The organism is Enterobacteriaceae bacterium ESL0689 (assembly GCA_029433525.1).
Taxonomy (GTDB): Bacteria; Pseudomonadota; Gammaproteobacteria; order Enterobacterales; family Enterobacteriaceae; genus JAQTIF01.
This window is the reverse complement of the sequence record JAQTIF010000002.1, coordinates 563020-574620: the sequence shown is the minus strand read 5'-3', so window position 1 is coordinate 574620 and position 11601 is coordinate 563020. Positions and strand designations below refer to the sequence as shown.

The 11601-nt window shown below is 48.3% G+C and carries 11 protein-coding genes; 5 read left to right on the top strand and 6 right to left on the bottom strand.

All coding sequences use genetic code 11. From position 1 onward, the window contains the following. The first annotated feature begins 50 nt into the window (after positions 1–50). From ftsZ to mutT, 5 genes are all read left to right on the top strand, one after another. Positions 51–1199: a cell division protein FtsZ gene (ftsZ, locus tag PT300_14465; protein ID MDF7681719.1), complete on the top strand. Its 1149-nt coding sequence runs from the start codon at positions 51–53 to the stop codon at positions 1197–1199. Between the two features lie 100 nt (positions 1200–1299). Next, positions 1300–2217 carry a UDP-3-O-acyl-N-acetylglucosamine deacetylase gene (gene lpxC / locus PT300_14460; GenBank protein MDF7681718.1) on the top strand — a complete coding sequence of 306 codons (918 nt, stop codon included), beginning with the start codon at positions 1300–1302 and terminating at the stop codon, positions 2215–2217. 470 nt (positions 2218–2687) lie between these two features. Next, on the top strand, positions 2688–3185 hold the full coding sequence (gene secM, locus PT300_14455; protein MDF7681717.1) for a secA translation cis-regulator SecM: 498 nt from the start codon (positions 2688–2690) through the stop codon (positions 3183–3185). 58 nt (positions 3186–3243) lie between these two features. Continuing rightward, positions 3244–5949, top strand: coding sequence for a preprotein translocase subunit SecA (secA, locus tag PT300_14450; protein MDF7681716.1), 2706 nt, complete (start codon positions 3244–3246; stop codon positions 5947–5949). Positions 5950–6008: 59 nt separating this feature from the next. After that, positions 6009–6404, top strand: coding sequence for an 8-oxo-dGTP diphosphatase MutT (gene mutT / locus PT300_14445; GenBank protein ID MDF7681715.1), 396 nt, complete (start codon positions 6009–6011; stop codon positions 6402–6404). A 40-nt stretch (positions 6405–6444) separates the two neighbouring features. On the opposite strand, the gene yacG is transcribed toward mutT, so the two are convergent. The 6 genes from yacG to ppdD all read right to left on the bottom strand — a co-directional run bounded on the left by yacG (position 6445) and on the right by ppdD (position 11428). Next, positions 6445–6642 carry a DNA gyrase inhibitor YacG gene (gene yacG, locus PT300_14440; GenBank protein MDF7681714.1) on the bottom strand — a complete coding sequence of 66 codons (198 nt, stop codon included), beginning with the start codon at positions 6640–6642 and terminating at the stop codon, positions 6445–6447. A gap of 9 nt (positions 6643–6651) precedes the next feature. Continuing rightward, positions 6652–7395 carry a cell division protein ZapD gene (gene zapD / locus PT300_14435; GenBank protein MDF7681713.1) on the bottom strand — a complete coding sequence of 248 codons (744 nt, stop codon included), beginning with the start codon at positions 7393–7395 and terminating at the stop codon, positions 6652–6654. Beyond that, entirely contained in the window at positions 7395–8015 is a 621-nt protein-coding gene (gene coaE, locus PT300_14430) for a dephospho-CoA kinase (protein ID MDF7681712.1), read from the bottom strand. Before coaE ends, zapD begins: the two co-directional genes overlap by 1 nt. A 387-nt stretch (positions 8016–8402) precedes the next feature. Further along, a complete protein-coding gene (hofC, locus tag PT300_14425) occupies positions 8403–9605 on the bottom strand; it encodes a protein transport protein HofC (GenBank protein MDF7681711.1) in 1203 nt (400 codons plus the stop codon). Further along, positions 9598–10986, bottom strand: a complete 1389-nt coding sequence (gspE, locus tag PT300_14420; GenBank protein MDF7681710.1) for a type II secretion system protein GspE — start codon at positions 10984–10986, stop codon at positions 9598–9600. The genes hofC and gspE overlap by 8 nt, the downstream gene beginning before the upstream one ends. 10 nt (positions 10987–10996) lie before the next feature. Further along, positions 10997–11428 (bottom strand): prepilin peptidase-dependent pilin, encoded by a 432-nt coding sequence (ppdD, locus tag PT300_14415; GenBank protein MDF7681709.1) that lies wholly within the window; start codon positions 11426–11428, stop codon positions 10997–10999. Between the last annotated feature and the right edge of the window lie 173 nt (positions 11429–11601).

The window sequence follows — 11601 nt, the reverse complement described above, 5'->3', positions numbered from 1 at the left end:
ACGCGGAAAATTAGCATTCTCAGGCGACAGGCACAAAATGGAGAGAAATTATGTTTGAACCTATGGAACTGACCAATGACGCGGTGATTAAAGTCATCGGCGTCGGTGGTGGTGGTGGTAATGCTGTTGAACATATGGTGCGTGAGCACATTGAAGGCGTTGAGTTCTTTGCAGTCAATACTGATGCCCAGGCGTTGCGTAAAACGGCTGTTGGCCAGACCATTCAGATTGGTTGTGGTATCACCAAAGGTTTGGGTGCGGGTGCTAACCCGGAAGTAGGCCGCAATGCAGCGGATGAAGACCGTGATGCATTACGTGCTGCGCTTGAAGGTGCTGACATGGTATTTATCGCTGCCGGAATGGGGGGCGGTACTGGGACCGGCGCTGCACCGGTTGTCGCAGAAGTGGCGAAAGAGCTCGGCATCCTGACAGTGGCTGTCGTCACTAAGCCGTTTAATTTTGAAGGCAAAAAACGCATGGCGTTTGCCGAACAAGGCATTTCTGAGCTCTCTAAACATGTCGATTCACTGATCACCATTCCCAATGATAAATTATTGAAAGTTCTTGGGCGTGGTATTTCGTTACTGGATGCTTTTGGTGCGGCGAATGATGTGCTGAAAGGCGCTGTCCAGGGTATCGCTGAATTGATCACCCGTCCGGGATTAATGAATGTCGACTTCGCGGATGTGCGTACTGTGATGTCTGAAATGGGCTATGCCATGATGGGTTCTGGTGTAGCGGGTGGTGAAGATCGGGCAGAAGAAGCCGCTGAAATGGCAATCTCTTCACCGTTACTGGAAGATATTGATCTGTCTGGTGCGCGTGGCGTTCTGGTGAATATTACTGCTGGTTTCGATTTGCGTCTGGATGAGTTTGAAACGGTGGGGAATACGATCCGTGCTTTCGCTTCGGATAATGCGACAGTGGTTATCGGGACTTCTCTTGATCCGGAGATGAATGATGAACTGCGGGTCACCGTAGTGGCTACTGGCATTGGTGTCGATAAGCGCCCGGAGATCACACTGGTCACTAATAAATCAGCACAGCAGCCGATGATGGAGCGCTACCAGCATAATATGTCGCCAATGACTCAGGATCAGAAAACAGCGGCAAAAGTGGTGAATGATACTATATCGCCAGCGGCGAAAGAGCCGGATTATCTGGATATCCCGGCATTTTTACGCAAACAAGCTGATTAAGAATTGGCTGAAAACTGGATGTCTGCGCTTTTTGTGTTAAAATCTCCGCCCGGATATGTAATATACTCCGGCTGGATGAGTAATTTGGCGAGATGATATGATGATCAAACAACGGACTCTTAAACGTATTGTTCAGGCGACAGGTGTCGGTTTACATACCGGTAAAAAAGTCACACTGACGTTGCGCCCTGCGCCAGCCAATACCGGGGTCATCTATCGTCGCACAGACTTAAATCCACCGGTTGATTTTCCGGCTGATGCTAAATCCGTGCGTGATACAATGCTCTGTACCTGTCTGGTCAACGAACACGATGTTCGGATTTCGACGGTCGAGCACCTGAATGCTGCATTAGCAGGACTGGGTATCGACAACATCGTTATCGAGGTTGACGCACCAGAAGTTCCCATTATGGATGGCAGTGCTGCACCGTTTGTTTACCTCTTGCTGGATGCAGGAATTGACGAACTCAATTGTGCCAAGAAATTTGTGCGTATCAAAGAAACGGTTCGTGTTGAAGAGGGAGACAAATGGACCGAGTTCAGACCCTATAATGGTTTCTCTCTGGATTTCACGATTGATTTCCATCATCCTGCGATTGACGCCAGTAGTCAGCGTTATGTGCTGAACTTCTCTGCTGATGCCTTTGTGCGTCAGATTAGTCGCGCAAGAACTTTTGGCTTTATGCGTGATATTGAATACTTACAGTCTCGTGGTTTGTGTCTGGGTGGTAGCTTCGATTGTGCTATTGTTGTTGATGATTACCGCGTATTAAATGAAGATGGTCTGCGTTTTGACGATGAATTTGTCCGTCACAAAATGCTGGACGCCATCGGTGATCTGTTTATGTGTGGCCATAATATTATCGGTGCCTTTACCGCGTTTAAATCAGGTCATGCATTGAATAATAAACTCTTGCAGGCGGTTCTGGTAAAACAGGAAGCCTGGGAATATGTCACATTTGAAGATGAAACTGAACTGCCTGTTGCATTCCGTGCACCTTCGATGGTAATAGCATAAGTTTGTCTGCTCAGTAAAATCGACTGATAATCTGGCACTCTCTCCAGTCAGGATGTCAGTCTGGTTTTGTGTTTATTTTGCCAGAAGGCTAAAATAGAGCGTTTTCTGTCAGAGTGTTAGTAAAGGAAAACATCTGATACAGCGGAGCTATCAGATCAGAGTGACGACGGGGAAATGAGGCATTTCAGGCATGACTCTTTCCTGCACAGAAAAATTCCTGCATTTTTACTCCTCAAAAAAAGATAGCGATTCAGATTTATCGATGCTGATATTTGTGCTTATCGTCGCGCTAAGTCAGAATACAGACATTATTCCCCTGAATTTTTTCATCGTGCCGCATGACGGGGCCCGGAGGGGTGAGGCAGATTAGCATCAACTTCTTTTATGATTTTAATGTCGCCACAAGGTATTAATGATAATATTTGAGCGCAAAATATTTCCTCTGGTTATGGTAACGAAAGGTAAGGTAAGTGAAGGGATTACTGACGCACTGGCGATACTTTAGCCGACGGTATTTCTGGCCACATCTCCTGCTGGGAATGGTCGCGGCCAGTTTTGGTCTGCCTGCGTTAATTCAGGAACATGAGACGTTTTCACTGACTAAAATGGCAACCACCAGCAAGTCGGATCAGATAAAGGCTAAGGTCATTTTCTCCCGGCTGGCGTTGCGGGAAAGCGCTCGTCGCTCTGGTTTGGCTGTCGATGACTGGCAACTATATGCTATTCGTTCCGTCATGCGACATTTGTCATTTGCCGTGACACCACCACCTGCTTTATCGGTTGTGCTGGGAACTGTGGCGTTACAGACAGTACAGCACCTGATCCCAGGCGATATGCTCAGTGTACGGCTAACGCAGAAAAATCCGCTGCTGGTTAGCCTTCATCAGCCGCCGCATTTTGTGTTTTGTATTGCGGACTGGATGCGCCAGGCCATCGCGATACGCGCAGGGCCACAGCGTTTTAGCTAACTGAAACACAAATCATTCTTTTAGTATTTCCGCATAGTGGGGCGGTTGAGATTTTATTATGCTAATTAAATTATTAACTAAAGTTTTCGGTAGCCGTAATGATCGCACTTTGCGTCGTATGCGCAAAATTGTCGATATGATTAACGCCATGGAACCGGCGATGGAAGCGTTGTCTGATGAAGCGCTGAAAAACAAAACAGCGGAGTTCCGTGCGCGACTGAAAAAAGGTGAAAGCCTGGAAAGTCTGATCCCGGAGGCCTTTGCCGTCGTCCGTGAGGCCAGTAAACGGGTATTTGGGATGCGTCATTTTGACGTTCAGCTACTGGGTGGGATGGTACTTAATGACCGTTGTATTGCAGAAATGCGGACGGGTGAAGGTAAAACCCTGACGGCAACCCTGTCAGCCTATCTGAATGCATTACCGGAAAAGGGTGTTCACATCGTTACCGTTAATGATTATCTGGCACAACGTGATGCGGAAAATAACCGTCCACTGTTTGAATTTCTTGGCATGTCGGTTGGCATAAATATGTCAGGCCTGCCAGCGCAGGCTAAGCGTGAAGCGTACAACGCTGATATTACTTACGGAACTAACAATGAATATGGCTTTGACTATCTACGCGACAATATGGCATTTAGTCCGGAAGAGCGCGTCCAGCGTGAATTGCATTATGCGCTGGTGGATGAGGTCGATTCGATACTGATCGATGAAGCGCGGACGCCGTTGATTATTTCTGGCCCGGCGGAAGACAGTTCTGAATTATATAATAAAGTCAATAAAATCATCCCACATCTGATTCGTCAGGAAAAAGAAGATTCCGATACTTTTCAGGGCGAAGGCCACTTCTCTGTTGATGAGAAAAGCCGCCAGGTGAACCTGACGGAACGAGGGCTGATACTGATTGAACAACTGCTGGTGCAGGAAGGCATTATGAGCGAAGGGGAATCACTGTATTCGCCTTCGAATATTATGCTGATGCATCATGTGACCGCGGCACTGCGCGCGCACGTACTCTTTACCCGGGATGTTGACTATATCGTGAAAGATGGCCAGGTCATCATCGTTGATGAACACACCGGGCGTATCATGCAGGGGCGTCGCTGGTCAGATGGTTTGCATCAGGCTGTTGAAGCGAAAGAGGGCGTGGAGATTCAGAACGAGAATCAGACGCTGGCATCCATTACCTTCCAGAACTATTTCCGTTTATATGAAAAGCTGGCCGGGATGACCGGTACAGCAGATACCGAAGCCTTTGAATTCAGTTCTATTTACAAACTCGATACGGTTGTCATACCGACTAATAAACCGATGATCCGTAAAGATCTGGCGGATCAAGTATATATGACGGAACCTGAAAAAATTCAGGCGATTATCGAAGATATCAGAGCCCGAACAGCACAAGGACAGCCGGTACTGGTCGGGACAATTTCTATCGAAAAATCAGAAGTTATCTCCCATGAACTGACTAAGGCAGGTATTAAGCACAATGTACTGAATGCCAAATTTCACGCCAACGAAGCAGCGATTATCGCGCAGGCAGGTTATCCGGCTGCGGTCACCATCGCGACCAACATGGCTGGTCGTGGGACAGATATTGTGTTGGGTGGGAACTGGCAAGCGGAAGTCGCGGCACTGGAAGCGCCTGTGGAGGCGCAAATTGAGCAGATTAAAGCTGACTGGCAAAAGCGTCATGACGCTGTGCTGGCGGCCGGTGGTTTGCATATTATTGGTACTGAACGTCATGAATCTCGTCGTATCGATAATCAATTGCGTGGTCGTTCAGGCCGTCAGGGCGATGCGGGCTCTTCCCGTTTTTACTTATCGATGGACGATGCGCTGATGCGTATTTTTGCCGGTGATTTTGTCTCTGGCATGATGCGTCGAATCGTCACACAACCGGGAGAGGTGATTGAGCATCCCTTGATCACTAAAGTGATTGCCAATGCCCAACGAAAAGTAGAAAGCCGCAATTTCGATATTCGTAAACAGTTGCTGGAATATGATGATGTGGCGAATGATCAACGTCGGGCAATCTATGATCAGCGTAACGAATTGTTGGGTGTCTCTGATATCAGCGAGACCATAAATAGCATCCGCGAAGATATCTTTACCACCACAATTAACGCCTTTGTTCCCCCACAATCACTGGAAGAAATGTGGGATATCGATGGCTTACAGGCGCACCTGAAAAGTGATTTTGATCTCGATTTACCGTTGAAGGCGTGGCTGGATAAAGAGCCCGAATTACATGAAGAAACGCTGCGTGAACGTATTTTGCAAAATGCGATTGAAGCCTGTCAGCGTAAAGAAGAGGTGGTCGGTGCGGAAATGATGCGCCATTTCGAAAAAGGTGTCATGTTGCAGACCCTGGATTCTTTGTGGAAAGAGCATCTGGCCGCAATGGATTATCTGCGTCAGGGTATCCATCTGCGCGGCTATGCACAGAAAGATCCTAAGCAGGAGTACAAGCGGGAATCTTTCTCCATGTTTGCCGCTATGCTGGAAACACTAAAACATGAAGTGATTAGCACAATCAGCAAAGTTCAGGTACAAATGCCAGAAGAGATTACTGCACTGGAACAACGAAATCGTGCTGAAGCTGAACGGCTGACACAAATGCGCCAGCTTAGCCATCAGGACGATGATATTGCGGCTACTGCTGCTCTGGCGAAAGAGACAGGCGCACGAAAAGTGGGCCGTAATGATCCTTGCCCGTGTGGATCGGGTAAAAAATATAAACAGTGTCATGGTCGTCTGCATTAAACCAGAGACAGAGAATCGATAAGGCGCAGTGATCTGCGCCTTTTTATTGAGCTATCATGATGAAAAACTTACAAATATCGGCAGGGATTATTCGCAATTCGGCAGGGGAGATTTTTATTACCCAACGTGGGGCGGACGTCCATATGGCAAATAAATATGAGTTTCCTGGTGGTAAAATAGCCAGTGGGGAAACACCGGAACAAGCCCTGATACGAGAGCTTGATGAAGAAGTGGGTATTACAGTCACATCGTGCTGGCTGTTTGATAAATGCGAATATCGCTATTCTGATCGCCATATTACGTTGTGGTTCTGGCTGGTAGATGAGTGGATCGGGGAACCCTGGGGAAAAGAGGGACAACCTGGCCATTGGGTTACCCAACAGGCGCTGGAGGCTGCGTTATTTCCACCAGCGAATGAACCTGTTATCAAAAAATTAGCGCAATATCTATTCTGAACAGGTATCTCTTCGGATAGATAGCCCAGCCCGGAAAATATTACTCGCCTTCGCTCCAGTCATCAGTATCGGTCAAATCCCGGGTAGCAGGAATGCGTTTTTCCTCAGCCGCCCACTCACCAAGATCGATGAGCTGGCAACGCTTTGAGCAAAAAGGCCGGAATGGGCTAAGTTTGCTCCAGACTACGGTTTTACCGCAAATTGGGCAATTGACGATAGTTTCCTGTTCTTCAGACATCTCTACTCCTTAACAACAGGCTAGCTCAAAATCGAAACGTTCAGGAACGATCCCTGAGTCGCTATTCAGTGGCAGGAAGCGAATAGCAAAACGGCTTTTATGGCCGGAAATCTGCGGATAGATCTGACTGGCAATATTCAGGCGCAAACGTAGCAAGTCAGCATCTTCGCGATTATCCTGATAAAACCCGTTGAAACTGGTCTGTTTGCGAAAAGAAACACAATGACGAACCAGATCAAGAATAAGTTGCAGCGGCTGAAACAGGACATCAAGACTGGCTAGCCACTTTCTGACCTGCTCGTCACGGTATGCCTGCGGCATATGTAGCCATAAATGTAATGATGGTAAATCAAAATGACAACAACCACCAGGAATGCTTAGACGCTGGCGGACCAGTGAAATTAATCGATCTTCGCGCAGAAGCTGACCCATACGTGGTGCAGATATCAGAGTATCACTGTATTGCTGCAATTGTTGATATAACGTGGCAATACGTTGTTTATCAACCCCAGGAACTTCAGCCCACGACTGTAGTTTACGCTGCTGACGATCCGCTTCCTTTAACAATTCGCCACGGACTTCACAGCGATCCAGTACGTCAAGAAGGTCGGCTGCATTGCGGAAAAAATGAAGGGCATCCGCACAGGTAGTGATCGCGGGATGAACCGACATTTGCTGAAATAAAAATTCGATACGTAGCCAGGTACGTGTTTTTTCATTGAGTGGATGTTCAAACAGAACAGCGGTATGCATTACTTTTTTTCCTGTAAAGCCATTTGCGATGCCAGCATCAGATACTTTTCATGCAGTCGGCCAACATCCGCTGCAATGATATCCGGAGAGTAGGTATTTTCAATTACATCATCAGCAATCGCGAGGCGTTGTTCACGTGTTGCCTGGGCAGCAATAATGTGTTCAGCATGCTGGCGGCTTATCTTGTCGCGCAATATTGTGCGCGTAATTTGTATCTCCTCCGGAACATCAACCACCAGCACACGGTTAGCCATAGCCGTGAGACCATTTTCAACCAGTAACGGTATGACCCAGAGAAGATAAGGCGAATCGGCGATCTGCATCTGTTTATGCGTTTCCTGCTGAATGAGTGGATGCAGTAATGCGTTAAGCCATCTTTTCTCCCCAGGATGAGCAAAAATTTTTTCACGTAACGCACGACGGTTCAGAGAACCATCGTTATTCATTATCTGAGTACCAAAATGAGTGATGATAGCCAGTAATGCAGGTGTATCTGGCTCGACAACCTGACGGGCGATAACGTCGGCATCAATAACGTGAATGCCAAGATGAGCAAAGGCGTTAGCTACGGTGCTTTTACCACAGCCGATACCACCTGTTAATGCGACGGTATATCTCATAGATTTCGATCCTGCGCCGGATATATAAACAAATGGGTTGATCATTTTTTCTGGGGTGGCGCACGATAATATATGCCCAACTCATCATTTACAGAATAAATTTCTGATATTGTAGCGGAAAAAAAATAAAAATCGCATTATGACAAGAGGATAGCGTAGATGCATGTGAGCATATGACTGATATTTTTTACTCTGTTGTCATGGGGGAATGGTCAGAAAACGGCTCATGATGAATACCCCTGAAAACAGACGTGACATCGGTAGAGACACAGTTGATTCGCAGCGGAACAGACTGATCAGCAGTACCCTGTTGATTTGATATGCCGGACAAGGCAAGCAGATATTCACTCATCTGTCAGGCGTTGGCGGAGGGAATGAGGTCGGTGTTTATCCTCCCGGACCACTGATAGCATCTCCCAGATGAAAAACCGGCAGATACATGGCGACGACCAGGACGCCGATAATCGTACCGGTGATTAATAACAGCGCTGGCTCCAGTAAGGTTGCCAGGTTTTCGGCCTGGTAGTGAGTCTGTTCGCTATGGTGCTGAGCAAGATTTGCCAGCATCGTATCTAATGATCCTGAAGCCTCACCGGTACGAATTAACTGCAAACAGAGTGGCGTAAATCCTCCACAGTGAGCAAGGGCCTGCCAGACAGGGACACCATGAGTAATCTGAGTATAAGCCTGGTGAAGTCGCTGACGCCATAACGGGCAGCTCAGGGTTTGTTCGACACTTTCCAGACCTTGCAGGAAGCTGATGCCAGCATTTTGAGTGAGGGTAAGAATAGTAAAGATCTGACTGAGTAACTGACCACACATTAACTTGCCGATCATCGGCAGTGCATAAAGTATTTTTTGCCGCCGTAATAGCCAGCGCTGGCGACGCAGAATCAACTTATTCAGGATAAGCGCTAACGTTATCAATATTATCAGTATTGGCCAGTGGTTACCGAGCGCATTACTGGCACGGATAACATGGCGTGTCAGTAAGGGTAATGGCGTATTAAACGTCTGATAGATAGCCGCAAACTCTGGCAGCACGAAACATAACATCGCACTCACCACCAGCAGCGCCAGACTTAAAATAATCAGCGGGTAGCGTAGCGCTTTTTTTACTTTCGCCGTGAGCTGTAGTTGTTTCTGTTGCTGGCTGGCCAGTTGAAAGCAGCAGTAATCCAGCTTACCGGTCAGCTCGCCAGTGCGGATCATGGCTCGATAGAGCGGAGGAAAAGCCTGCGGCCATTTTTCCAGCGCAGCAGAAAGAGACATACCTTGTGTCAGATCCTGAGCCAGTAAAGATAACAGCGCCTGCCATTGTGCATGCGATTGTTGCTGAGCCAGTAGTGCCAGTCCTTCAGCGAGCGGGATCCCTGCTTGCAGCAGTGCTGCCAGCTGGCGGATTATCTGACCACTGTAGCGTGGGTGCCAGAGTGCCTTTTTAACGACGCAGCGGCGTAGTGTCAGTGGCATGATACGCAGGCTTTGCAGTTTCTCGAAAACCTGCAGTCGGTTATTTTCCCACAGTGCCCCCTGGCAGGCTTCCCCCTGATGATTGATACCTTGCCAGCGCCAGAGATGATTAATCATCTTCATGAGGGGCTCCTGACACGCGAATCAGCTCTTCAAAGCTGGTTATTCCCTGCTCCACCGCCAGGCAACCGTTTTCAAACAATGTTTTCATTCCGGCTTTACGTGCCAGAGATTCGATTTCCACCGCACTCAAACCATCAGTGATGGCTTTACGCAGTGAGCCATTCACCGACAGAAGTTCAAATAGCGCATGGCGACCATAATAGCCATGATAACAATGCTGACAGCCGGTCGCCTGCCAGAGAGGGAGTGAACGTGGCCATAATTTATGCGGTATCGCGATGGTTTTTCCGGTATTACGACGACAGTGAACACACAGCTTACGAACCAGACGCTGGGCAATTACCAGAGAGAGCGCGGAAGAGAGCATCCAGCCGGCTATCCCCATCTGTTGTAAGCGCGTCAGTGTTTCGCTGGTAGAATTAGTGTGTAATGTGGACAGGACAAGATGCCCTGTTTGCGCGGCTTTAATGGCAATTTCTGCCGTTTCAGTGTCGCGAATTTCGCCGACCATAACAATATCTGGATCCTGGCGGAGTAAGGCGCGCAGAACATTTTGAAAGGTTAACCCTGCGCGCGGGTTAATTTGCGTCTGGTTCATTCCGGCGAGGGGAATTTCCAGCGGGTCTTCGACGCTACAGATATTGACGGTATCCTGATTTCTGGCCTGTAGCGCACTGTAAAGCGTGACGGTCTTACCGCTACCGGTGGGGCCAGTGACCAGCAGCAAACCCTGGGGTTGCGCCAGTGCTGAGTGAAAAAGCGTCAGTTGTTCTGCTGTCAGACCCAGTGCTTCGAGTTCCAGCGCCTGTTCGGTCTGCTGCAATAAACGCAGGACAATTTTTTCTCCGTGACGGCAGGGAAGTGTGGCAATACGAAAAGAGATCTGACGCCCGGATAAAGTCAGCGTAAACTGTCCGTCTTGCGGCAGGCGATGCTCAGCAATATCCAGATGACCGAGGACTTTTAGTCGTGCAGTGACAGGAGCGGCGAGTTGTAAAGGCAGAGAGGATAACTGATGGAGAACGCCATCGATCCGCAGGCGAATACGGAGATGGTTTTCCTCTGGTTCAATATGGATATCGGAAGCTTTTTGATCCAGCGCCTGTTCCAGGATCTGGTTAACCTGACCAATAATATCAGGGGCTATATCATGGCTGGCAGGCTGTGATAGCGGGCTGGCCGTTTTTTGCCGCTTATTCATCTGTTCCTGGCTCCAGCACTCAATGTCGATCCGCTTTTGGGTCGCGAAGCGGAGTGCTTCCATAAGCTCTGGCGCCGGTGTATCAACGACAGCGATAGAGATAATGTGCTCATCGTTATGTAAAAGCAGGGCATGATAGCGCTGACAGAGCGTGATCAACTGATCGTTGTTCATGGTCGCCACCTTAGTGATTGCGGAAAACGTCTTCACAGGCCTGTTTAAGTGTATTGTCGCTGTCAACATGACATATGCGTTGCCAGCCAGTGATCCCGTTGGCATTATCCCAGACGGGCGTCATCGTAATCTTCAGACCAGAGAGGCTTTCCTGCCCATTGAGTGTGACAATACCTTTGCTGATACGCATACTGGCGACATAACGCGACGTGGATGTGGCGGGGATACCGTTGCTGCCGCTATCACAGTCGGTGATCCCGCCGTGATCAAGCGCACATAACTCAACCGCAGTGCGATAGGGCAGGAAGGTTTGCAGCATGTCGGTGAGTGCGGCTTTACGCAGGTAGTTTTGATAGGCAGGAATGCCAATGGCGCTCAGAATAGCGATGATGCCGATGACGACCATTAGCTCGATCAGAGTAAAACCGCGTTGTTTATCCATATCTCAGTGCTCCTGAATGTTGTTTTGAGCACTATGCCGAACCTGACAGACGGTGACGAATGATAATTCACAGCACGCGAAAGCGATTTCCACGTTTTTAGTTGTGATTACAGATAGTCCGCAAAAAGATGTGAGCGAACTCGCAAAAAATCCCCGGCGCTGGATCAGTAACA

What these genes read in the sequence shown, in the direction of transcription:
- lpxC (MDF7681718.1), top strand. Translation starts at nt 1,300, where the DNA reads ATGATCAAACAACGGACTCTTAAACGTATTGTTCAGGCGACAGGTGTC.
- zapD (MDF7681713.1), bottom strand. Translation starts at nt 7,395, where the DNA reads ATGCATACCGCTGTTCTGTTTGAACATCCACTCAATGAAAAAACACGT.
- hofC (MDF7681711.1), bottom strand. Translation starts at nt 9,605, where the DNA reads ATGATTAATCATCTCTGGCGCTGGCAAGGTATCAATCATCAGGGGGAA.
- ftsZ (MDF7681719.1), top strand. Translation starts at nt 51, where the DNA reads ATGTTTGAACCTATGGAACTGACCAATGACGCGGTGATTAAAGTCATC.
- secA (MDF7681716.1), top strand. Translation starts at nt 3,244, where the DNA reads ATGCTAATTAAATTATTAACTAAAGTTTTCGGTAGCCGTAATGATCGC.
- gspE (MDF7681710.1), bottom strand. Translation starts at nt 10,986, where the DNA reads ATGAACAACGATCAGTTGATCACGCTCTGTCAGCGCTATCATGCCCTG.
- coaE (MDF7681712.1), bottom strand. Translation starts at nt 8,015, where the DNA reads ATGAGATATACCGTCGCATTAACAGGTGGTATCGGCTGTGGTAAAAGC.
- yacG (MDF7681714.1), bottom strand. Translation starts at nt 6,642, where the DNA reads ATGTCTGAAGAACAGGAAACTATCGTCAATTGCCCAATTTGCGGTAAA.
- ppdD (MDF7681709.1), bottom strand. Translation starts at nt 11,428, where the DNA reads ATGGATAAACAACGCGGTTTTACTCTGATCGAGCTAATGGTCGTCATC.
- mutT (MDF7681715.1), top strand. Translation starts at nt 6,009, where the DNA reads ATGAAAAACTTACAAATATCGGCAGGGATTATTCGCAATTCGGCAGGG.